We start from the raw sequence: 20,936 nt of genomic DNA on the forward strand, positions 1-20,936 counted from the left end.
CAGTTATGAGCCAAAAGCGATGGGGGGCCTCTGCTATGCTTTTCACCTAGCTTCCTGTCACTAGTGCTGCGCCATCCCTCCATTGAGATACGTTCGTTGGCTTTGAGTTAGCCGCGACGTTTGGGGCGACTGTATCCGGCTTGTTCGAGGAGTTTACTAGCCTCAATAATGTCTAGTGGGTGCCGCTCCGGATCCATCAGATCAGTGTAGAAATTTGCGCAGCCACCTACCACATGACCACTCCAAATGCAAGTTTCCCTGTACTCTTTACGAAAAACCTGAAGCAGTAACGTTTTAAAGTTAAGTGTCGGAGAAAATTTAGATTTGTAAGCGTTTCCCTTGATCATATAATCCTCCCAATTTAGCCTTATAGGCAGTCGGAAACCTTCCATTCGGGTGGACAGATCTAAGATAATATTAAATGTCAAAAACTCTACTCTGACCCCAAGAAGATCTTGTGCCAAAATCCTGTTTAATACGTTGTCTCTTCCCTCGTCAGTATTGTACAAACTGGTCCACACACCTTTCTGTGACGACTGGACCACGACAATGTGAGCACGTTGGATAGAGCCGGAGCCATCCATGACTATTGCATATTCGGCAGCGCACGGTTGACGATCGTTGCCAGCGTAAAAGATCTGCTTCAAAAGATTACCTCGCTCTCCTGGCAGTTAACTCAAAAAAGTCACTAGTTTGCTGCCGAACTGTGTGGTCTGTTTTGATAAACAACTATCCGCGCTTAGAATCATTTCAAGCTGCTTTACTTCAACCAATCCCTTTTGATAGAGGTCAGCCCATATGCTATCGAGAATTTCATGGTTTTCAATTAGCTCGGGCATGGCGCTTGCGATAATCTGGGATAAAGAAACTGTGGTTTGGTACGGTTTTACTCGGTTGTTATCCGCAAACCACCGATCAGGATTCTCGAAAAGCTTTAGCAGTCTAATGTGAGAAACTGTGCATACGTCTACAAAATTGAGAAATACCTGGCGATAATCATCGCTTGGACATGTAGGCAGCGCAGAATTTATTACAGCGTTGCGCAATGCTTCGAGTTTCTCTGCTTGGTGATTTCTTAGGGAGATATTGCAAACCTCCGCAACAGTGCTGACAAAGGCTTCATTTTCCTGTAGACCTGCCTCCGTTACAATTCCTTGCTCTATGAGGTCGTTAAGAGCAGCCCCAATGGCAAGCATTGTTTCCGTGCGGCGCCTATTTAAAGGAGCCTCGAGTAACGAATTAAAAATCTCCAATAACGGGCTTCCCACAACTGGGATCGCACCTATAGTAGCTCTTCCAATGCGGTGTAACTTCTCATCAAACGGCTCGACTTTTGGGTCTGCCGCTTCAAGATCAACTTTTTTCATGATTTGTGAATCCTTGATATGCCATGTGAGCGAATGCTTACTACGATCGTTGCTTGCCGTTGACAAGCATATCAACTTCACTTGGAGCTAGGTAGTGGCCCAGAAATGGGGCCCTAGCAGGCAATTACTATACCTGGTGTGTCTAATCCTCTATTCATACAGATCTATTCGCTGACGGCTGATGTAGAGTATCTCTGGGGCATCGGACTGTTTTGCAAATCGAAACAGCCTGCACCGAGCTTGGAACTTAACGGGAGAAGGACCATTTTCTGAGCAACCTAGAGCCATGTGTCCGCCATTCGCCTGTTTCTGACCGTTGAATCCGAGGTCTGTTGGGGAGGGATGATGTTCAGTTATGCGTTGAAATGTTGGATTGACTGTTAGCGTTCGAAACGCGATAACGGCTACCGTGATTGAGATTAAGGCCTCATTCCACACGAACTGGTCGGTCGGTTGTGGCGCTGCAGTGAAATGCGCTTGGAACCTAGCTTGCCCGCTTACATCGACTTAACCGAAATAACTTCCACAAACCTGAATTTTTTCTTGGCGATTTTTGTAGCTTCTTGCTCTGCAACTAGGGAGCTGAGCGTATCGGCTTCATGTACGATCTCGTGCATATTGCCTTCGAATTCATTCCCCACCCTCAGTGTGACTTTCAATCTGGGAGTAAAGGTTTTTGATAATTTATTTTTCTTCACTGCCTTTGTCGGCTTCGCGATCACGGTTTCGGGTGCGGTGTCTTGCACGTGTGTGTCGATTACTAAAGCAGGAACCTTAGGCTCACCGAACAGCGCCCGCCGCATTTCTTCTTCCGTTAGCTCTGTAGTCATACAAATTCTCGAGAGGGTTTCGTGTATAGCGTTACCAATTCTATCACTGTGGGGAGCTTCGGAAATATGAAGGAGTTGCGTGGTATCTGACCTGCCTTAGCCACTAAATGCCGATGAACGTAAATTTTCGTCCGGAGCTCTCATTCGAATTCGGCGCTTATTGACTCTTATGCTTGTATTGTCGCTTGTTCGCTTGTTCGCTTGTTCGCTTGTTCGCTTGTTCGCTTGTTCGCATTTACGCTTTGCTCCGTTGCGGTCAATCCCGCGACCGGGTGTCGCAACCCGCAAACACACACACGAAGGCGCTGTTCCGCGCCATAGCGAAAGCAGAGTAGTTGGCGCTCTATTAGGTCTTACTACTGCATTTCTATGGCAGGCCGTGCGGGGCAGGCTTATGCCTGGCCGGTTTTCCTTCGTGTGCCGGTTTGCGACGCCCGTACGGTCTGCCACCCAATCGTGTCGCAACGGCGGTTGGCAGCTCCTTAATTACACGAAGAAGATAAGGAAAATGACCTGTCCCCCTTTTAAGCTCGTGCGCCACCCCTGCCAAATGATTCAAGCTGCAAACTATCTCGGAGGATTCCGTGATGTTTGATCTTTCGCTTCTAATCGGCCTCCCCAAACCTAACTCGATACTTCATCGCTTACCCCTGAAGATGCCGCCATTAAACTACGGCAGGCTGGCACTCTTCGGCTTAATGGCGCGCAGAGTATTCTTCTTCATTGTCCGCAAGACGTTGAGCTGGCGGTAGAGCTGTTGGATGACGCGGCAGTGCTGTTCGACAAGGCATGTCGATATCGGTCGGGTATCCCTGCTCAGCGCGTTCATCAACAGATTGGTGAATAAGCCTCTGTCCCTTCCGCTGAAGGCTGTCCAGGTATCCGAACACCATGGGGCAATGAATTCCGCCCGATGATTGAGGACGGCGTTCGGTGCGCTGAGACCTGGCTTGATGGTTCATCATTGCCGCTGTGGTGGGCTCTGGCGCAAAACCGAAAACGTCATAGTCCAGGTGATCCACAAGAGGCATTTGAAGCAGGTTTTTTGCTGCGGTTGCAGCAGACGCTGATCATGCGACGTGAGGCAGTCACTTCCCGATCAACCAGCTTCGATGCCTGATTTTGTAGTTGACGTTTGCGACTTTGCTTTTCCCGCCAAACCCTCTGATCAAGCGATCTTTGATCGCGCCGATCGGAGGGTTCACTCGCTTTTTCTTGCAGCAACCGCGTTCTACCCCATTCATTTCAAATTTGATTAGCGCGGCCTTCTTTTACCCGTCAGTAATTGGTCGTGATCTGTATCGGGCGCAGAGCCGTTTCAGTGTCAAGGCGGATCTTTTCGTTTGGCATGGATATAGGTGTGGCGACAGCGGCGACAACGGCGACAACGGCGACAACCCACGTTGAACGTGGCCTGAAGCATGGCGACAAAAGTGGCGACAGTCGCCACTTTTTGCACGCGTGACCATTACGCTTGACCGCTATTTCGAGTGAGTATAAAAATTGGCGCACGGATCGCTGTCGTTGACAGCACCAGCCCAGGTAGCCAGAACCTTCAAGGCTACGCCACTTGTGTGGTGGTTCTTCCCGAAGTGCGATTAGCGCCCGGCGGCTCGCACGGTCACTCTCCAAGGGTGATGGATGCCTACTCGACTTATCTGCCCGTTGCGGCAGACGATGGACCTTCCTCGCTGCACTGCAGCAATCTCACCTCTCGGCACACTTCGCTGCGCCAGACCGCGCCTGTCTCTTTCTCCTGGAAAGAGACGGGCGCTCGTAGCACTGCTGCAAGCCACGTCGTACAAGGCATTGCCGCAACTCTCCTCGTGACAATCGGCCTGACAAATCCGATTCGTCGCCATCCGCAACGACACAGGCACCGGTGCCGCAGCTCATGGAAAGGCTGCACCTGACTGACAGTCAGGCATGCCCCAGGCGTCGATGTTGTTGCCTTCTCTCACTCAGGATCTCCAGGTGCCGAACTCGTCAGTCGGCACAGCCTCCGCCCGCCCGCATTTTCGGATGCGCTAAGAAGGCCAGATTCATGGGTTCATGCCCTCGCTCCCGGTCGTAAGGAGCCGCACGTTCCGCGTCAGTGAACACCTCACAGGCCGCAGGGGCCTTGATCCCTGATAACACTCAACAGCCGTGGCGGGACTACGTGAGGACGACCAGCAATGAACGAGGAGAGGACCCATGCAGCAGTTAGATCCGAAGCTTGAACTACCACAACCACCTCGACCGCTGATTGAGTCGAATCCCGTGGCCCCGCCTTATCCGGTGCAGGCACTGGGTGGGATTCTTAGGCCTGCGGTGGAGCGCATGGCCGAGGTCATCGGCGTGCCCCAGGCACTGGCCGCGCAATCGGTGTTGGCGGCCTCGGCGCTGGCCACACAAGGCCATGCGGGCTTACATCTCGACGGGCGCAGTTATCCGCTGTCGCTGTACCTGATCACCGTGGCCGCGTCAGGGGATCGCAAGACCGCCGCAGACCGATGTGCATTGCTGCCGGCACGGCAATGGGAGCGTGAACAGTGGCAGCGCTATCGCGAACAACTTGCCCGGTACCGTGCCGCACAGCGACAGGCGCAGTGTATCAAGCCCGGCGATCCTGAGCCCGCAAACGGAATGTCGCTCGAAGCGGAGCCCTCAGCCCCTAGACTGATCACCACGGACCCGACTATCGAGGCCCTGATCAAGGGGCTCTGTCATGACCTGCCTAGCATGGGTCTGTTCTGTGATGAGGGTGGACAATTCCTCGGCAGCAGCACCATGAGTCGGGATAACCGTTTGAAAGCGGTAACGACCTTGTCGTCACTCTGGGATGGCAGCCCGATAGATCGCGCGCGTTCCATGGTTGGTGAAAGCTTGCGAGCCTATGACCGACGCTTGAGCCTGCACCTGATGCTGCAACCGTATTTGGCCATGCAGTTACTCAGTGACCCGTTGCTGCAGGGGCAAGGCATTCTAGGGCGCTGCTTGATGACCTGGCCCACCAGTCTAGCCGGGCAACGTAGCTACCAGGCTGTCGACTTGTCCAAAGACGCTGCCCTCAAGCGCTATCATCACCGCCTTTCGGCTCTGTTTTATCAGCCTTGGTCACTTTCCGCTGACGGAGCCTTGCAACTGTCAAAGCTGAGCCTCAGTCCGCTCGCGCGTCGTCGCTGGATTGATTTGCATGATGCTATCGAAGCTCAACTGGGTGAGTTTGGCGAGCTGGCCAGCGTGCGGCCCAGCGGTTCGAAGGCCGCCGACAACCTTTTGCGCGTCGCCGGCATTTTGGCCGTTGTGGAGGAGAGCAGTGTCGTGGAGGTCGACCATATCCAGCGGGCCTCGGCCTTAGTTTGCTACTACCTCACCGAGATCCAGCGCCTGACCGAGCAGGAGCCGGTGTGCAGGGTAAAAGAAGAGGCGGACCGGCTGTTGCGCTGGCTGCAGGTCAAGGATTGGAAGCGCTTCAGTATTCGAGATCTGAATCGCAACGGTCCCCGCTTTGCCCGCAAGAGCAGTCGTCATGCCGCAAAGCTGCTGGTCGAGTTGATTGATCATCAGTGGTTGATCTCCGACGGCCACATCTTCGAGGTGCGCCATGTTCAATCTTGATGAAGCGCTGCGCAACCATCTGGCTCAACGCCAAAAGGAGCCGAAAGTGCGATTTGTCGCCGGTACTGTCGCCACTTTGTCGCCACGCTCAAAGGCAGACAAGGCAAAAGTTGTCGCCGGTGTCGCCGGTGTCGCCACCCTCCATAGAACTATCACCTCGACGACCTCCATTATCCAATGGTTGGAAGAGCAGGGCGCGCATCTTTACGTCACCGACAACACGCTGTGTTTTCGCCCGACTGATTGGGCTCAGTTCGCGATTGTAAGTGCGCACTGGCGAGCCCTTTTGCATGATCTCGCAGCAGCCGATCAGGAACAGAAAAATGGCTCGGGTCGGTAAGCGAGCAGGGCGCAATTTCGGCTTCGGTCGCCAGCTCAGCTATGCCGGACCGCAAGCACTGAAAGACCTGTTTGGCGACGGCCATTTTGCTACCGTCAAAGCCCATAGTGATCGCTGGCAGGCCTTCGTGCGTTGGTGTCTATCCGAGGAAGGGCCGAGGCTCAATGATGCGCGACAGATCGACCGCGAAGTCCTAATGCGGTACGCCGTCCACGTGCGGGAGCAGGTGGATCAGGGCAACGTCGGCATTGCCACCGCGCAGAACCGACTGTCCAGCGTGAACCGAACGATGGCTGCGCTGCGCGGTGATCAATACGTCAAAATCCCGAGTCCAAGTAAGGCGCTTGGCTTGCAGCGCTCAAGCGTGCGTAGTGAGGCGCCACAAGGCCAAGACCGTGTACAGGTCAGGCTGATTGCGCAAGCGCTGTCAGAGCGACAGCAACTGAGGGTGAGTGCCATCGTGCTCCTCGCTCGGGAGACCGGCATGCGCCTGCGTGAAGCGATCTTGGCGGACTTGCCCCGGCTGCAACGTGAGGCTCGGCAACTGGGCAAGATCAATATCCAGGACGGCACCAAAGGCGGTCGATCAGGCGCATCGGCACCGCGTTGGATTGCGGTCACGGATCAAGTTCGTGGCGCCCTCGACAGGGCCAGCGAGGCCTCACCCAAGGGCAGTCGGAATCTGTTAACACCTGATGAAAGCTACAAAGATTTCTTACAGACAATCGTACGACCGGCGCGGGACATCATGCATGAGCATGGATTGAAAGGCTTTCATGAACTGCGGGCGGCTTACGCCTGTGAGCGCTATGAACAACTGACCGGCTTCTCCGCGCCCATCAATGGCGGTCGTGGTCAACGAGAGGATCGAGCACTCGATCAGCGTGCACGTCAGCAGATCAGCCACGAGTTAGGGCATAACCGCATCGACGTGGTGAGTGCCTACATCGGAGGTCGTCGATGAAGTCCGAGTTCGATATGGCGTTGTTTCTGAACCCCGTGCTCAAAGGTGCGCATGCCACGCGGCAGCGGCATATCAGGCAGGCAGAAAGGATGCACGAGGCGATTCGTGAGCGCTGGAGTTGTGCGACCCCTTGGTCCTGGAAGGAAAAGCACACCAGATGGTTTTTAGAGCACTACCTGCGTTGCTCAGCACCAGCGACCATCTATTACTATGAGTTAACAGCAGAGCTGATCCGCCGCAGAAGGGCGCAACTCGTGGTTCTCTGATAGATCTTTAAGCGTGAGCCCCTAAGTATGGGAATGCGGAGCCTTCCCATACTTAGGGGCTTGGCCGAAGAAGCGCAGGCATGCGGCTGATTTAGCGACAGTCGCCACTTCAGTCGTCCTGCTGCACGGCACGAATTGTCGCCTGCTCAGCGTATCGGCACGACGTTACGGTCCCTGGTTTGATTGATGGCGGATGCCGACAGGCTGCCGGTGGCTGCCTTCTGGATATGTTCACTCCACCAGGCCATCATCGGACGCCGGCGTTCGATGTAATCCGCCCGGTTGTAGGCGCTTCGAACTTCGTCTTTATCGACATGCGCCAGCGCGACTTCGATTAGCTCCGGATCCCATCCATGCTCATTCAGAATCGTGCTGGCCATGGCGCGCATGCCGTGGCTGACTAAGCGGTCCTGAAAGCCCATTCGTTTTAATGCCATGTTGGCTGTCTGGCTATTCGCGTGGGTGCGCGGATTTCTATCTGACGGGAACACATATTCCCTGTGGCCGCTATGGGGCTTAAGCGTCTCCAATAACGAGAGTGCATGTTCGGTCAGCGGGATTGTGTGCGGACGACGCTTTTTCATTCGCTCCGGAGGGATGGTCCAGATGCGTTTGTCGAAGTCGATGTCTGCCCATCGAGTGGTGGCCGCCTCGGCAGGGCGTGTCATGGTATGAAGTTGCCATTCGATCAGGCAGCGGGTCGTCCGCTTAATGCTGGCGTTCGCGATTTCCATCATGAGCTCCGGTAGCTCATCAGGAGGTAGCGCGGCCATATTCTCTTTCTTGGGTTTCTTGAACACCGCTCGAATGCCGCTGAGAGGGTTGGCAAAGATCATTCCGGCGTTGACGCCGTAGGTCATGATCTCGTTAAGGCGCTGGCTCACTCGCTTAACCGTCTCGAGGCTGCCTTTGGCCTCAATCGGGCGAAGCAGCTTGATGACCATCGGGGCGTTCACTTCCGATAGCGGCGTTGATTTCATGCTTGGAAATACATGCAGTGTGAGCGATCGCCAGATGTCTTCGGCATACGCGGGCGTGACGGAATCCTTCTTCAATTCGAACCAGGCTGTGGCCACATTTTCGAACGTGTGTTCCGTTTCCGCCCGTTTGGCTTCCAGCAGCTCATTGCGTTGAGCTTTTGGGTCGATGCCCTGTGCAAGCAGCTCTCTGGCCTCAACGGTTTTCTTCCTCGCTTGCGCAAGAGAAACCTCGGGATAAGAGCCGAGTGCCATGTTGATTCGATTTTTGGTGACGGGATGCCGGTAGTTGAAATTCCACTGCATCGAGCGATTGACCCTGACTCGCAGTTGGAGCCCATCGCCATCGGTGAGGACGTAATCCTTGTCTTTCGGTTTGACCGCCTTGAGCTGGCGGTCGGAGAGGCGGGTGGTTTGAGCGCGCATGAGAAGTACTCCATGACACCTTTTGGTATTCCCAAGATTAGCGCCGGGTAGCCGGGAATACCATTGGGAATACCAAATCGGCTGGAACTCAAAAAACCTAGAAAGCCTTCCATAGCCCTGAAACCCCCGTATTTACTGGATTGCAGGCACAAAAAAAGACGTCCGTGGACGTCTTTAGATGATCAAATGGTGGAGCCGGGGGGATTTGAACCCCCGTCCGCCAGTACTCCGCTGTCGGTCCTACATGCTTAGCCGTGTCTATTGAGTTAACCCTCAGCCGCCCGACGGGCAGGGTGCATTGGGCGAGTTGTGTAAGTTTTAGCCGCTTCGTCCACAACGTACTGCACGGCGATTCTGTTCTATATGACAATCACGTTGGGTTTACAGACATCCCCTAGTGATTGCTGGAGCCGAAGCTACCAGAAGTGCGGGCTAGGCTGCTTACGCAGCTAGTTGAGCACCGTAGTTTTCGTCATTGGCAACTATAAGTAGTTGCAACAGTGGATTTACGACTTCTGTTACCAAGTCGGCATGCACCTAAAGTTTCGCAACCGGCGTCGAATCCTAAACGGCCCCAGTTGACTGCTTTCGCAGTCAGGTCGCGGAGTGTACTCCAGTGAAGGAGGCTCGTCGACCTTTTGACGCGGTTGGAACTACGGCCAGCCGCTGGGCTGGCCGTTTCAGGCGTGTTACTTGGCGCCTTCGCTGCCCGAACCGATGTTTTTCAGCGCGGTGATTTGCTTGGTGGTGAGCTCGATACAGGTCTTCTCGTCACCTTTGGCTTTTGCGGCGGCGGCTTCGTTATAGGACTTCTCGAGATCCCTTTTTGCGTCAGCGCTCATGTTGGTGTTCGAAGAAGCCTGGGCATCCTTGATGGTCTGCAGATTCGCACCACACAGATCATCGGCGGCGAATACCGGGGAACCCAACAGTGCAGCGGTGAGGAACAATCCAGTCAGTGCTGTGCGCTTCATGTGTATCTCCTTGAGCCTGTGGACTCGGTATGGCCGGTCTATGAGGCCGATGTCCGAGGTCTGTCGATAACCCCCATTCATTTGCGGGGCTTAAACAAACTGACTGTGCTGAAACGCAGGGGTTCTATTTATTTTCGCGATCATGTGAAAAAGCCACATTACGCTCAAAAAGCAACAAAAAGGGGCGATTGCCGCCCCAGTGTCGTGATCAGGCAATTTTTGCCTGAGTCACGCGGTCCACCAGATACACCAGCCCGTGATAATCGATGCCGCCGTGTTGCGACAGGCCGATTTCGCAGGTGCGACTGGTTGAGATGCCTTCGTTGCAGAACTGTACCGCGTCCTTGAGGCTGCGCAGCGAGTGGGCGTTCAGCTCTGGTGTGGTGAAGCCCTTGTCCCCGGCGAAACCACAGCAGTGGATGCCTTCCGGAATCACCACGTTGACGCTGCACAATCGCGCCAGCTCGATCAGCGCCTGACTTTCGCCCAGGTGCTGGGTGCTGCAGGTCACGTGCACGGCGATGGCTTCCTGCTGGGGCGTGAAGGTCAGCTTGTCGAGCAAGTGCGTGCGAATGAAACGCACTGGGTCGTACAGATCCAGACGCGTGTCCTTGAGATCCTGCACCAGGCGCAGCGTGCATGGGCTGGTGTCGCAATAGATCGGATCAAGTCCGCCACGGCTGGCTTTGCTCAGCGCGGCCAGCAGTTCCAGGCGTTTGTCGTCGGCTTGTTGTTTATAACCCTTGGACTCGAAAGGTTGGCCGCAGCACAGGCTTTCCTGATCGTCCGGAAACACCACCTGGTAACCGGCTTTTTCCAGCAGGCTGCGGGTCTTGTCGAGCAACGACGTCTGCTCGCGGTCTCCGGCTGCCGGGCCCATGACCCGGGAAACGCAGGCCGCCAGATACACCACGCGCGGGCGCTGATCCTCGACGGGCGGCGTGAAGCGAATCGCATGTTCCGCCTGAGGCATGGCCGGTGACCACTGCGGCACGCGCCCACCGGAAGCCTTGCTCAGCGCGCCGGAAAGTTTCGCCAGCCTCGGCGCGCCGAGCAGCATCCGTGCGCCATTGGCGGCGTGCAGGGTAACGCGCGCACCTTGCAGCGCCGTCTTGAAGTTGTGCGCCAGCCAACCTGCGGTCTTGCCGTGTTTAGCTTCTTGAGCGCGCAGCTTCTTGACCAGCTCGCCGGTGTTGATGCCCACGGGGCAGCGTTGCGCGCACAGGCCAGTCGCGGCGCAGGTTTCAATGCCTTGGTAGTGGTAGTCACGCTCAAGTTCGGTGGTGTCGATACCTGCGCGTTTCTTCGCCTGAATGTCGCGCCAGATGACGATGCGCTGGCGCGGGCTGAGGGTCAGGCCTTTCGACGGGCAGACTGGCTCGCAGAAACCGCATTCGATGCACTTGTCGACAATCTCGTCCGCAGCGGGCAACGGCTTGAGGTGCTTCAAGTGGATCTGCGGATCTTCGCTGAGGACCACGTCGGGATTGAGAATGCCGTTGGGGTCGAGCAGGCGTTTGAGCTGCCACATCAGTTGATAAGCGTCATGACCCCATTCCAGTTCGACGAAAGGCGCCATGTTGCGCCCGGTGCCGTGCTCGGCCTTGAGTGAGCCGCCGAACTCGACAGCGACCAGCTGCGCCACGTCGTCCATGAATGCCTGGTAACGGGCGATTTCCTCGGGATTATTGAAACCCTGAGTGAAGACGAAGTGCAGATTGCCTTCCAGCGCGTGGCCGAACAGGATCGCTTCGTCGTAATGATGCTTGTCGAACAGCGCGATAAGACGCCGCACGCCGATGGCCAGCTGTTCGACCGGGAAGGTCACGTCTTCGATGATCACTGTCGTGCCGGTCTGGCGTACGGCGCCGACAGCGGGAAAGGTGTCTTTGCGGATTGCCCACAAGCGGGCGTTTTCCAGCGGGTCTTCGGTGAAATCGACTTGCTTCTCGACGGGGAACGCGGCCAGGGACGCCATGATCTGCGCCAGTTGTTCGTGCAGCAAATCCCGGCTGGCGGCGCGGGCTTCGATGAGCAGCGCGCAGGCGTTTTCCGAGAGTTCGCGAACAAAGCCCGGCATGCCGGGTTTGTCCTGTACCGAGCGCATGCTGCGGCGATCCAGCAGCTCGACAGCCGCGACTGGCTGGGTTTTCAGGACGGTGACGGCGTTGCAGCAGGTTTCAACATCCGGAAACACAATCAGCGCCGAAGCTTTGTGCGGATGATCGACCACCGTGTCGTAGGTGACTGCGCTGATAAAGCCCAGCGTACCTTCAGAGCCGACCAGCAAGTGGCTGAGGATATCCAGCGGCTGGTCGAAGTCCACCAGCGCATTGAGGGACAGCCCGGTGGTGTTTTTCAGGCGATATTTATGGCGAATCTTGTCGGCCAGTTCGGTGTTGGCCCGGGTTTCGCGGCCCAGTCGCGCGAGTTGTTGCAGCAGCTCGGCGTGGCTGTTGTGAAAGGCTGCGACGCTGGTCCGATCTTCGGTGTCCAGGCATGTGCCATCGGCAAGCACCAGCCGCATGCCCGCCAGGGTGTGATAAGTATTCTGCGCCGTGCCGCAGCACATGCCGCTGGCGTTGTTGGCGACAATGCCGCCGATCTTGCAGGCGTTGATCGAGGCCGGGTCCGGGCCGATCTTGCGGCCGAACGGGGCCAGCCAGGCATTGGCCTGGGCACCGATAACGCCGGGTTGCAGGCGGATTTGCGTGCCTTGTTCGCGCAGCTCGCGGCCGTTCCAGTTGTCGCCGAGCACCAGCAACACCGAATCACTGATGGCCTGGCCTGACAGGCTGGTGCCCGCCGCGCGAAAGGTCACCGGGACTTTTTCCTGTTGCGCCAGTTTGAGCAGGGCCACGACTTCATCTTCGGATTCGACGCGGATCACCAGTTTCGGGATCAGGCGGTAGAAGCTGGCGTCGGTGCCGAAGGCGAGTGTCGACAGCGGATCGTCGAAGCGGCGTGCGGCGGGGATCAGTCGATGAACGTCGGTCAGGAAGGAGGCGGGCAGGCTCATGCGGTCTTCCTCAGGAAGTCAGGTTCGGGCGCCGCGGCTTCTGGCGAGCCGCGTGCGTGGGTGCAGGGCTCAGGCGCCCAGTTCACGGACGAGTGAGTCGCGAGATATCTCGCTGATGGATTTGGCCCCGGTCAGCACCATGGCCACGCGCATTTCCTTTTCAAACAGGTCGAGCAGATTCTTCACTCCTGCCTCGCCATGGGTCGCCAAGGCATAAAGGAACGCGCGTCCGATCAGCACGGCATCGGCACCCATAGCGATCATTCGCACGACATCCAGGCCGCTGCGAATGCCGGAATCGGCGAGGATCTTCAGGTCGCCCTTCACGGCGTCGGCAATCGCCGGCAAGGCGCGGGCACTGGACAGCACGCCGTCGAGCTGGCGGCCGCCATGGTTGGAAACAATAATGCCGTCAGCGCCAAATCTCACTGCGTCCCGAGCGTCTTCGGGGTCCAGGATGCCTTTGATGAGCATCGGTCCGTCCCAGGTTTCGCGGATCCACTCCAGATCCTTCCATGAAATCGACGAATCGAAATTCGCCCCCAGCCAGCCGATATAGTCGGCCAGGCCCGTAGGCGCGCCGAGGTAGGCCGAGATGTTGCCCAGGTCATGCGGGCGACCTTTGATGCCAACGTCCCAGGCCCACTGTGGGTGAGCCATGGCTTGCAGAATCCGCCGCTGCGGGCCGTTCGCGCCGCTCATGCCGTGATGGGCGTCGCGGTAACGGGCACCCGGCACCGGCATGTCGACGGTGAACACCAGCGTCTTGACGCCGGCGGCCTTGGCTCGCTCCAGCGCATTGCGCATGAAGCCGCGGTCTTTGAGCACGTAGAGCTGAAACCAGATGGGACGGTCGATGGCCGGCGCGACTTCTTCGATGGGGCAGACCGAGACGGTGGACAAGGTGAATGGAATGCCCTTGGCCGCCGCCGCACGGGCGGCCTGCACTTCACCGCGTCGGGCGTACATCCCGCACAGTCCGATGGGCGCCAGCGCAACCGGCATGCTCATGCTTTCGCCGAACAACGTGGTTTGTAGGCTCAGCTCTGACATGTTCTTCAGGACGCGCTGGCGCAGGGCAATGCTGGCCAGGTCCGACACGTTGTGGCGCAGGGTGTGTTCGGCGTAAGCGCCACCGTCAGCGTAGTGAAACAGGAACGGCGGCAGCTTGCGTTGCGCTGCGGCACGATAATCAGTAGAGGCGGAAATGATCATGGGCTCTCGCAATCTCTTGTAAATAGCCTGGTAAGTAGCGGCCAGGCGCGCATTGGCGCACCCGGCGCTCGTCTTATTTAGTGCACCAGCATGCCGGTGAACCAGTAGGCCTGGGCGTAGGTAATGCAGCCGACGATGGTGGCGAAGAACAAGCTGTGTTTGAGAGTAAACCGGAACAGGTCCGATTCCTTGCCCACCAGCCCGGTGGCTGCGCACGCCACTGCAATGGATTGCGGCGAGATCATCTTGCCGGTCACGCCACCGCTGGAGTTGGCCGCAACCATCAGCACATCACTGACACCGATCTGGTGCGCAGTCGTGGCCTGCAACGAACCGAACAGCGCGTTCGCGGACGTGTCGGAACCGGTCAGGAATACGCCCAGCCAGCCGAGGAACGGCGAGAAGAACGGGAAGGCCGCGCCAGTCCCGGCCAATACCAGCGCCAAGGTGGACGACATGCCCGAGTAGTTCATGACGAAGGCGAAGGCCAGCACCATGCCGATGGACACGATGGCCCAGCGCAGTTCCTTCAAGGTTTCCTTGAAAGTGGTCAGACCAGTGCCGGCGCTGATCTTCAGCACGATCATCGACAGGATCGCCGAGAACAGAATGGCCGTACCGGACGCTGCAATCAGATCGAACTTGTAGACGGCTGGCATCGCTGTCGCCTTGGCAACAATCGGTGCGCCTTTCATCACCAGTTGGTCAAGGTGCGGAATGGCGAAGTTCATGGTCCAGGCCTGCATCGCGCCACCGGCGGCGAACATGGCCTTGAACGGTTTGAGGGTCCAGATAGTGACCATGACCGTCAGGATCAGGAACGGCGACCAGGCTTTGAGGATCTGCCCCAAGGTGTACGGGGATTTGACCGAAGAGCGTGGCTGACCGAAACCGCCCGGATTGCCCAGCATTGCCGCGCCGCCAGCGGTGGCGACCACAAACTCGGAATCGGCTGCGCGCTGTGGCTGCCAGACCTTGAGGAACAGGGTCAGGGAAACCAGGCTAACGAGTGCCGAGGTGATGTCCGGCAGTTCAGGGCCGATATAGTTGGACGTCAGGTACTGAGTGATCGCGAAGCTCAAGCCTGCCACCAGCGCAGCTGGCCAGGTTTCCTTGACGCCGCGCAGGCCGTCCATCATGAACATCAGCCAGAACGGTACGAACAGCGACAGCAGCGGCAGTTGCCGACCGGCCATGGCGCCGATCTTGAAAGGATCGATCCCGGAGACCTGACCGGCAACGATGATCGGAATACCCAGCGCGCCGAACGCAACCGGTGCGGTGTTGGCGATCAGGCACAAGCCGGCCGCGTACAGCGGATTCAGCCCCAGGCCGACCAGCAGCGCAGCGGTAATGGCCACAGGTGCGCCGAAACCGGCTGCACCTTCCAGGAACGCACCGAAGCAGAAGCCGATCAGCAGCACTTGCAGACGTTGGTCATCGGTAATGGACATGACCGAGCTGCGGATGATCTCGAACTGGCCGCTCTTGACGGTCAGTTTGTAGAGAAAAACCGCTGCCACAATGATCCAGGCAATGGGCCACAAGCCATACGCGAAGCCATATCCGGCGGCCGCGAGGGCCATGTCAGCTGGCATCTGGAAAGCGAAAATCGCCACAAGCACTGACAACGCCAGCGTGATACTGCCCGCGATATGACCTTTGAGGCGAAACACCGCCAAGGCCAGAAAGAAGAACACGATCGGGATGAGTGCGGCGGCGGCGGAAAGGCCGAGGCTGCCCAGAGGGTTATAGAGTTGTTGCCAGGTCTGCATGTGGGTGGCCCCTAATTATTTTTGGTTAGGCCTGGCGTTCCATGTCCACGTACGCGGCTTCGATTAGACGTTATTCCAGCAACGTCTTGTCGACAGTGACGAACGAATCACAGGGACAACCAGCTCAAGCCTTTCGCGCGAAAGGTCTTGCAGCGCTGAAGAGCTTACTCGTCAAAACGCTGGCATTGGCTAATTGGTAATACCAATTTACAATGACTAAGCGCTAGGGTAAAAGCCTTGGCCGTGGTGTGTCAATTTGCCGTACTACGACTTTGGTCGGATGCGGCTGGAAAAACAGCCCTGATGGGGTTATTCCAGCTGCATCTGGCAGGTGTCGAGTCGACGGTAATCAGCCAGAATAGGCGGCCCCGGCATGTGCTCGGGGCGGTGAAGCGAGGATTTATGGGCTTTGATCAGGTGCGTCAGCGCCGTTTGTCCGACGATATTGTCGAGCAGCTGGAAAGAATGATTCTTGAAGGCACGTTGAAATCCGGAGGGCGTCTGCCCGCCGAGCGTGCGCTTGCTGAACAATTTGGTGTGTCCCGCCCCTCATTGCGCGAGGCGATCCAGAAGCTCACGGCCAAGGGGCTGTTGATCAGCCGCCAGGGCGGCGGCAATTACGTGGTGGAAAATCTGGGGTCGACCTTCAGTGATCCTTTGCTGCATCTGCTGGAAAGCAGCCCGGATGCCCAGCGCGATTTACTGGAGTTCCGGCACACCCTGGAAGCGTCCTGTGCGTATTACGCTGCGATTCGCGCCACCGACGTGGATCGCGAACGCTTGCGGATGGCGTTCGAAGCGCTTCAGGATTGCTACTCAAGAGAGGGCGAAGTCAGTCGTGTTGAAGAAAGCGCGGCCGATGCCAGCTTTCACCTGGCGATTGCCGAAGCCAGCCACAACGCCGTGTTACTGCATACGATTCGCGGGTTGTTCGATCTGCTCAAACGCAACGTCTTGATCAATATCGGCGGGATGTACAAACAGCGCACGGAAACCCGGGACATGCTGATCAGTCAGCATCGCGAGCTGTATCTGGCGATCATCGAAGGCCGTGGCGAAGACGCGCGGGAGGTGTCCAGCCGGCATTTGCTGTATGTGCAGGAGGTGTTGGAGGAAGTGCGTCAACAAGTACAGCGCACCGCTCGGGCAGAGCGGCGCAACGGGATGTGAACAATCACTGTTGGAGCGGGCAAGCCTCGCTCTAACAGATGTAGTTGATCTGTAGAGCGTTGCTTACCCAGCCAACCTAATCATCCTTGCCCTTGCTGCGCACGGCCCGTTGCAGTTCGCGATCAGAGTCGCGTTCCCGCTCGGTGTGGCGCTTGTCGTATTCCTTCTTGCCTTTGCCCAGCGCGATTTCGCACTTGACCAGGTGCGCCTTCCAGTAAATGGAAAGGGCTACGCAGGCATAGCCTTTCTGCTGCACCGAGGTGATGAGCTTTTCAATCTCACGCTGGTTCAGAAGGAGTTTACGGGTGCGTGTCGGGTCAGCGATGACGTGTGTGCTCGCAGTCGTCAACGGTGAGATATGGCTACCCATCAGCCACGCCTCGCCATCTTTGAGCAGCACATAACTGTCGACCAGCTGTACCTTGTTGGCACGCAGGCTTTTTACTTCCCAGCCAGCCAGGACCAGACCGGCCTCGAACTTGTGTTCGATGAAGTAATCGTGACGCGCCTTTTTATTTTGCGCGATGGTCCCTGTGGGATGTTTCTTGAGCTTAGCCATAGGCGACGCATTATAGGGACTCGCTTCGATATCGGCTATGGGGAAGCTGCGTGCTTGAGCAGGTTGATTGAATCCCGGACAATGCGTCTCTTTTTTGGTTGGACGTGTCTACGATGTCGACGGACAAGGTTTCGGTCCATGGCGGCTGGGCAAGCCGCTGGGTGTTCATTCTGGCAGCGACCGGTTCGGCCGTGGGCCTGGGCAGTATCTGGAAATTCCCCTACATGGTCGGCGTCTATGGCGGCGGCGCGTTCGTGCTGGTGTTTCTGGCCTGTATCGCGTTGATCGGCGTGCCAGTCATGCTCGCCGAGACGTTGATCGGCCGTCGCTCGCGCCTGAGCCCGGCCAACGCCTTGAAGGTGTTGGCGATCGAGGCCGGGCATTCGGCGCGCTGGTCCTGGGGCGCTTTTGCCGGAATGATCACCGCGCTGCTGATTCTGTCTTTCTATAGTGTGGTGGGCGGCTGGTCGCTGGATTACATCATCGACATGGGGCGCGGGGATTTCCAGGGCGTCACGGCGGATCAGGTTGGCGCTTATTTCGGTAACGTGATCGCCGATCCGTGGCGTCTGGTGCTCTGGCACACGATCTTCATGCTGCTTTCTGCGGTAGTCATCGCCAAAGGCGTGGTCGCCGGACTTGAGCGCAGCCTGCGGATCATGATGCCGCTGCTGTTTATCCTGATGGTTATTTTGCTGGGCTACAGCCTGACCACCGGGCATTTCATGGAAGGCGTGCATTTCATGTTCGACTTCAACCCGTCCCGGCTGCTCGACGGGTTGCTGCCTGCCATGGGCCACGCGTTCTTTTCCCTGAGCGTCGGTGTCGGTTCGATCATGATCTACGGCGCGTACATGCCGAAGAACTCGTCGATTTCCGGGACCATCGTTGGCGTTGCCTTGCTGGATACCTTTGTGTCGCTGCTGGCTGGGCTGGCATTATTTCCCATCGTGTTTGCCGCTGGCCTGAACCCGAGCGAAGGTCCTGGCCTGATGTTCGTGACCTTGCCATTCGCCTTCGGCAATGTAGCGTTCGGTCAGTTGATGGGCGTAGTGTTCTTCGTCCTGGTGGCGGTCGCGGCCTGGAGTTCGGCGATCTCCCTGCTTGAGCCAATGGTTGCCTATCTGGTGGAGCGGACTAAAATCCGCCGCGCCTGGGTCACGTTCTGGTTGGCATTCAGTTGCTGGTTCGTTGGGCTTGGGACTGTGTTCTCGTTCAACATCTGGCAGCAGGCCAAATTTTTCGTGAACGATGGCGGCGCATTCCATCTCTATCAATGGGGCGCGGCCGGGGGCCTGGACTTCTTCGGAGTCATCGATTTCTTCACCTCGCGGATCATGTTGCCGCTGGGTGGTTTGTGTTTCGTAGTATTCGCAGGTTGGGTGATGGGCCGCGAGGCAGTGCGTGACGAACTGTCGATCTGCAGCCCGATGCTGTTCGCCTTGACGTTCTTTTTGATGCGCTATGTGGCGCCGTTCGGCATTCTTGTTGTGTTTGCCGCTCAGCTTTGGAAGTGACGCTGACATGACTACGCATATTCAACGCTCCGCCCTTTTGCCTTATCCGGCTCAAGCGCTGTACGACCTGGTAAATGACGTGGCTCGCTATTCCGAGTTTCTGCCGTGGTGTTCTTCGGCGAAGGTGCTGGAGGCAAGCGACGAACGCATGCGTGCCAGCCTGGAAATCGCCAAAGGCGGGCTCAGCCAACATTTTGTAACGCAAAACACGCTGGTGCCGGGCCAGTCGATCGTGATGGATCTGGTTGAAGGGCCGTTCAACCAGTTGCACGGCGTCTGGACGTTCAAGGCGCTGGGCGAAAAAGCCTGCAAGATCAGCCTGGATCTATCGTTCGACTATGCCGGTCCCATCGTTCGCGCCACCCTTGGGCCATTGTTCAACCAGGCTGCCAATACGTTGGTGGATGCGTTCTGCCAGCGGGCGAAAGAACTGCATGGCTGAGGCCGGTATCACGGTCGAGGTGGTTTACGCCGCTGTCGACCGGCAACTGATGCTTAGCGTCAACGTGCCTGCGGGCTCCACGGTGCGTCAGGCGCTGCTCTTGTCCGACATTGGAGTAGAGTTTCCAGAGCTGGATCTGGCGAAATGCACTGTAGGTATTTTCGGAAAAGTGGTGGCGAATGCTGAATTACGCACGCTGAAAGAGGGCGAGCGGATCGAAATCTATCGCCCGTTGCTGGCCGATCCGAAAGAGGTGCGGCGTTTGCGTGCGGCTAAAGCCGCCAAGGCACGTCAGGATCGGGAACAGAATTAGCGATTCACTGATCCGCAGACACTAAAAAGCCCGGCACGCCGGGCTTTTTAGTGTCGCCGTCATGAAGATTACTGCGGCGATGTTTCCAGTGGTTCCTGGGTCGGTACCGGTACGGTTTCGACTTTATCCACATCCTGCTGGATCTGCTCAAGCAGTGAGCCAGGCTTGGCCGGCTCTTCGGCTTTTGGCTGCTCGACGTTGCCGGCAGGCGCCGTAGTGCCGCTATCGCGGCCCAGGATCGCTTCATCGCGGCTCACGCCGGGCATGAAGTCACCGGACAGGCTCACGAGCTGGTCATTGCCATTGAAGATAACGCTGACGCGCTCTTGCTGGCGTTCACCACCTCCAGGCTGCAGGCTGTACAGGTAATCCCAGCGATCTGCATGGAATGTGTCAGTCAGCAAAGGGTTGCCCATGATAAACCGTACTTGCCGTCGGGTCATTCCGGGCCGTAACTGGTCTATCATGTCTTGCGTGACGACATTGCCCTGTTGGATGTCGATTTTGTAAACCCCGGGGAATGAACAACCGGCGAGTGCGAGCAGTCCCACAAGGGTGAAACTGGTTAGCAGGAGCTTGGTGTTTTGCATCGGTGGGCGACTTCCACTATCTTGGCTGGGACAACGTAAACCCCGATCATACCTGCATTAAGAGAAGCTGCGAAGCAGCGTCTGTGAGAAAGCTGACCATGGTTGAAAATAGCGAACTACGAAAAGCCGGACTAAAGGTGACCCTGCCACGGGTCAAAATTCTACAGATGCTCGATTCCGCCGAGCAGCGTCACATGAGCGCCGAGGATGTTTACAAGGCTCTCATGGAGGCTAGCGAGGACGTCGGTCTGGCCACGGTTTACCGTGTACTGACGCAATTCGAAGCTGCCGGATTAGTGGTTCGCCACAATTTCGACGGCGGCCATGCGGTATTCGAATTGGCTGACGGCGGCCACCATGACCATATGGTCAACGTGGAATCCGGCGAAGTCATCGAATTCTTCGACGAAGAAATCGAGAAGCTTCAGAAGGCGATTGTCGAGAAGCACGGTTACGAGTTGGTGGATCACAACTTGGTGCTCTACGTGCGCAAGAAAAAGGTGTAAACCTTTTTTGATGCAGCAGCAAAGGCGACCCTAGGGTCGCCTTTGTGCGTTTGGGTAGTCTTCATTGGAGCGAGGCCCTGCGT

Annotated in this window: 20 protein-coding genes and 1 other RNA gene; 10 read left to right on the top strand and 11 right to left on the bottom strand. The window is 57.1% G+C overall.

Going from position 1 to position 20,936, the window contains the following annotated elements; genetic code table 11:
* Positions 1–107: 107 nt before the first annotated feature.
* From CFII64_RS22525 to CFII64_RS22535, 3 genes are all read right to left on the bottom strand, one after another.
* Positions 108–647 carry a hypothetical protein gene (locus tag CFII64_RS22525; protein WP_020293160.1) on the bottom strand — a complete coding sequence of 180 codons (540 nt, stop codon included), beginning with the start codon at positions 645–647 and terminating at the stop codon, positions 108–110.
* A 24-nt stretch (positions 648–671) separates the two neighbouring features.
* The gene (locus tag CFII64_RS22530; protein ID WP_020293161.1) at positions 672–1,367 is read right to left on the bottom strand and encodes a hypothetical protein; all 696 of its coding nucleotides are present in this window, start codon (positions 1,365–1,367) and stop codon (positions 672–674) included.
* 497 nt (positions 1,368–1,864) lie between these two features.
* On the bottom strand, positions 1,865–2,197 hold the full coding sequence (locus tag CFII64_RS22535; RefSeq protein WP_020293162.1) for a hypothetical protein: 333 nt from the start codon (positions 2,195–2,197) through the stop codon (positions 1,865–1,867).
* 913 nt (positions 2,198–3,110) lie between these two features.
* Here CFII64_RS22535 and CFII64_RS30335 point away from each other — a divergent pair.
* The 5 genes from CFII64_RS30335 to CFII64_RS22560 all read left to right on the top strand — a co-directional run bounded on the left by CFII64_RS30335 (position 3,111) and on the right by CFII64_RS22560 (position 7,370).
* Positions 3,111–3,317 carry a LasR-specific antiactivator QslA gene (locus CFII64_RS30335; protein ID WP_020293164.1) on the top strand — a complete coding sequence of 69 codons (207 nt, stop codon included), beginning with the start codon at positions 3,111–3,113 and terminating at the stop codon, positions 3,315–3,317.
* Between the two features lie 1,076 nt (positions 3,318–4,393).
* Positions 4,394–5,800: a YfjI family protein gene (locus CFII64_RS22545; RefSeq protein WP_044901622.1), complete on the top strand. Its 1,407-nt coding sequence runs from the start codon at positions 4,394–4,396 to the stop codon at positions 5,798–5,800.
* Positions 5,787–6,140 carry a hypothetical protein gene (locus CFII64_RS22550; RefSeq protein WP_020293166.1) on the top strand — a complete coding sequence of 118 codons (354 nt, stop codon included), beginning with the start codon at positions 5,787–5,789 and terminating at the stop codon, positions 6,138–6,140. The genes CFII64_RS22545 and CFII64_RS22550 overlap by 14 nt, the downstream gene beginning before the upstream one ends.
* Positions 6,124–7,104: an integrase domain-containing protein gene (locus tag CFII64_RS22555; protein WP_020293167.1), complete on the top strand. Its 981-nt coding sequence runs from the start codon at positions 6,124–6,126 to the stop codon at positions 7,102–7,104. Before CFII64_RS22550 ends, CFII64_RS22555 begins: the two co-directional genes overlap by 17 nt.
* Entirely contained in the window at positions 7,101–7,370 is a 270-nt protein-coding gene (locus CFII64_RS22560; protein ID WP_020293168.1) for a hypothetical protein, read from the top strand. The genes CFII64_RS22555 and CFII64_RS22560 overlap by 4 nt, the downstream gene beginning before the upstream one ends.
* A gap of 146 nt (positions 7,371–7,516) precedes the next feature.
* Here CFII64_RS22560 and CFII64_RS22565 read toward each other — a convergent pair whose 3' ends face one another.
* From CFII64_RS22565 to CFII64_RS22585, 6 genes are all read right to left on the bottom strand, one after another.
* Entirely contained in the window at positions 7,517–8,773 is a 1,257-nt protein-coding gene (locus CFII64_RS22565; protein WP_020293169.1) for an integrase domain-containing protein, read from the bottom strand.
* Between the two features lie 187 nt (positions 8,774–8,960).
* Positions 8,961–9,349: a transfer-messenger RNA gene (gene ssrA, locus CFII64_RS29485) on the bottom strand.
* A gap of 113 nt (positions 9,350–9,462) precedes the next feature.
* Positions 9,463–9,747, bottom strand: coding sequence for a hypothetical protein (locus CFII64_RS22570; RefSeq protein WP_020293170.1), 285 nt, complete (start codon positions 9,745–9,747; stop codon positions 9,463–9,465).
* A 208-nt stretch (positions 9,748–9,955) separates the two neighbouring features.
* Positions 9,956–12,766 carry an FAD-binding and (Fe-S)-binding domain-containing protein gene (locus CFII64_RS22575; RefSeq protein ID WP_020293171.1) on the bottom strand — a complete coding sequence of 937 codons (2,811 nt, stop codon included), beginning with the start codon at positions 12,764–12,766 and terminating at the stop codon, positions 9,956–9,958.
* A gap of 69 nt (positions 12,767–12,835) precedes the next feature.
* Complete coding sequence (gene lldD / locus CFII64_RS22580; RefSeq protein ID WP_020293172.1) at positions 12,836–13,981, bottom strand: FMN-dependent L-lactate dehydrogenase LldD; 1,146 nt, start codon at positions 13,979–13,981, stop codon at positions 12,836–12,838.
* 77 nt (positions 13,982–14,058) lie between these two features.
* The gene (locus CFII64_RS22585; RefSeq protein WP_020293173.1) at positions 14,059–15,756 is read right to left on the bottom strand and encodes a lactate permease LctP family transporter; all 1,698 of its coding nucleotides are present in this window, start codon (positions 15,754–15,756) and stop codon (positions 14,059–14,061) included.
* A gap of 402 nt (positions 15,757–16,158) precedes the next feature.
* Here CFII64_RS22585 and CFII64_RS22590 point away from each other — a divergent pair, with 402 nt between their 5' ends.
* On the top strand, positions 16,159–16,926 hold the full coding sequence (locus CFII64_RS22590; protein ID WP_020293174.1) for a GntR family transcriptional regulator: 768 nt from the start codon (positions 16,159–16,161) through the stop codon (positions 16,924–16,926).
* 76 nt (positions 16,927–17,002) lie between these two features.
* On the opposite strand, the gene smpB is transcribed toward CFII64_RS22590, so the two are convergent.
* Positions 17,003–17,485, bottom strand: coding sequence for an SsrA-binding protein SmpB (gene smpB / locus CFII64_RS22595; protein WP_020293175.1), 483 nt, complete (start codon positions 17,483–17,485; stop codon positions 17,003–17,005).
* A gap of 113 nt (positions 17,486–17,598) precedes the next feature.
* Here smpB and CFII64_RS22600 point away from each other — a divergent pair, with 113 nt between their 5' ends.
* The 3 genes from CFII64_RS22600 to CFII64_RS22610 are packed head-to-tail and all read left to right on the top strand — an operon-like array spanning position 17,599 to position 19,757.
* On the top strand, positions 17,599–19,002 hold the full coding sequence (locus tag CFII64_RS22600) for a sodium-dependent transporter (RefSeq protein WP_020293176.1): 1,404 nt from the start codon (positions 17,599–17,601) through the stop codon (positions 19,000–19,002).
* Positions 19,003–19,009: 7 nt separating this feature from the next.
* On the top strand, positions 19,010–19,444 hold the full coding sequence (locus CFII64_RS22605; RefSeq protein ID WP_020293177.1) for a type II toxin-antitoxin system RatA family toxin: 435 nt from the start codon (positions 19,010–19,012) through the stop codon (positions 19,442–19,444).
* Entirely contained in the window at positions 19,437–19,757 is a 321-nt protein-coding gene (locus CFII64_RS22610; protein ID WP_020293178.1) for an RnfH family protein, read from the top strand. Before CFII64_RS22605 ends, CFII64_RS22610 begins: the two co-directional genes overlap by 8 nt.
* Positions 19,758–19,825: 68 nt before the next feature.
* Here the strand turns inward: CFII64_RS22610 and CFII64_RS22615 are convergent, their stop codons facing one another.
* Complete coding sequence (locus tag CFII64_RS22615) at positions 19,826–20,347, bottom strand: outer membrane protein assembly factor BamE (RefSeq protein ID WP_020293179.1); 522 nt, start codon at positions 20,345–20,347, stop codon at positions 19,826–19,828.
* 98 nt (positions 20,348–20,445) lie between these two features.
* Here CFII64_RS22615 and fur point away from each other — a divergent pair, with 98 nt between their 5' ends.
* Entirely contained in the window at positions 20,446–20,853 is a 408-nt protein-coding gene (gene fur, locus CFII64_RS22620; protein ID WP_020293180.1) for a ferric iron uptake transcriptional regulator, read from the top strand.
* Positions 20,854–20,936: the final 83 nt, after the last annotated feature.

Source organism: Pseudomonas sp. CFII64 (assembly GCF_000416235.1).
Classification (GTDB): Bacteria; Pseudomonadota; Gammaproteobacteria; order Pseudomonadales; family Pseudomonadaceae; genus Aquipseudomonas.

What these genes read in the sequence shown, in the direction of transcription:
- CFII64_RS22530 (WP_020293161.1), bottom strand. Translation starts at nt 1,367, where the DNA reads ATGAAAAAAGTTGATCTTGAAGCGGCAGACCCAAAAGTCGAGCCGTTT.
- CFII64_RS22535 (WP_020293162.1), bottom strand. Translation starts at nt 2,197, where the DNA reads ATGACTACAGAGCTAACGGAAGAAGAAATGCGGCGGGCGCTGTTCGGT.
- CFII64_RS30335 (WP_020293164.1), top strand. Translation starts at nt 3,111, where the DNA reads ATGATTGAGGACGGCGTTCGGTGCGCTGAGACCTGGCTTGATGGTTCA.
- CFII64_RS22545 (WP_044901622.1), top strand. Translation starts at nt 4,394, where the DNA reads ATGCAGCAGTTAGATCCGAAGCTTGAACTACCACAACCACCTCGACCG.
- CFII64_RS22550 (WP_020293166.1), top strand. Translation starts at nt 5,787, where the DNA reads ATGTTCAATCTTGATGAAGCGCTGCGCAACCATCTGGCTCAACGCCAA.
- CFII64_RS22555 (WP_020293167.1), top strand. Translation starts at nt 6,124, where the DNA reads ATGGCTCGGGTCGGTAAGCGAGCAGGGCGCAATTTCGGCTTCGGTCGC.
- CFII64_RS22560 (WP_020293168.1), top strand. Translation starts at nt 7,101, where the DNA reads ATGAAGTCCGAGTTCGATATGGCGTTGTTTCTGAACCCCGTGCTCAAA.
- CFII64_RS22565 (WP_020293169.1), bottom strand. Translation starts at nt 8,773, where the DNA reads ATGCGCGCTCAAACCACCCGCCTCTCCGACCGCCAGCTCAAGGCGGTC.
- CFII64_RS22570 (WP_020293170.1), bottom strand. Translation starts at nt 9,747, where the DNA reads ATGAAGCGCACAGCACTGACTGGATTGTTCCTCACCGCTGCACTGTTG.
- CFII64_RS22575 (WP_020293171.1), bottom strand. Translation starts at nt 12,766, where the DNA reads ATGAGCCTGCCCGCCTCCTTCCTGACCGACGTTCATCGACTGATCCCC.
- lldD (WP_020293172.1), bottom strand. Translation starts at nt 13,981, where the DNA reads ATGATCATTTCCGCCTCTACTGATTATCGTGCCGCAGCGCAACGCAAG.
- CFII64_RS22585 (WP_020293173.1), bottom strand. Translation starts at nt 15,756, where the DNA reads ATGCAGACCTGGCAACAACTCTATAACCCTCTGGGCAGCCTCGGCCTT.
- CFII64_RS22590 (WP_020293174.1), top strand. Translation starts at nt 16,159, where the DNA reads ATGGGCTTTGATCAGGTGCGTCAGCGCCGTTTGTCCGACGATATTGTC.
- smpB (WP_020293175.1), bottom strand. Translation starts at nt 17,485, where the DNA reads ATGGCTAAGCTCAAGAAACATCCCACAGGGACCATCGCGCAAAATAAA.
- CFII64_RS22600 (WP_020293176.1), top strand. Translation starts at nt 17,599, where the DNA reads ATGTCGACGGACAAGGTTTCGGTCCATGGCGGCTGGGCAAGCCGCTGG.
- CFII64_RS22605 (WP_020293177.1), top strand. Translation starts at nt 19,010, where the DNA reads ATGACTACGCATATTCAACGCTCCGCCCTTTTGCCTTATCCGGCTCAA.
- CFII64_RS22610 (WP_020293178.1), top strand. Translation starts at nt 19,437, where the DNA reads ATGGCTGAGGCCGGTATCACGGTCGAGGTGGTTTACGCCGCTGTCGAC.
- CFII64_RS22615 (WP_020293179.1), bottom strand. Translation starts at nt 20,347, where the DNA reads ATGCAAAACACCAAGCTCCTGCTAACCAGTTTCACCCTTGTGGGACTG.
- fur (WP_020293180.1), top strand. Translation starts at nt 20,446, where the DNA reads ATGGTTGAAAATAGCGAACTACGAAAAGCCGGACTAAAGGTGACCCTG.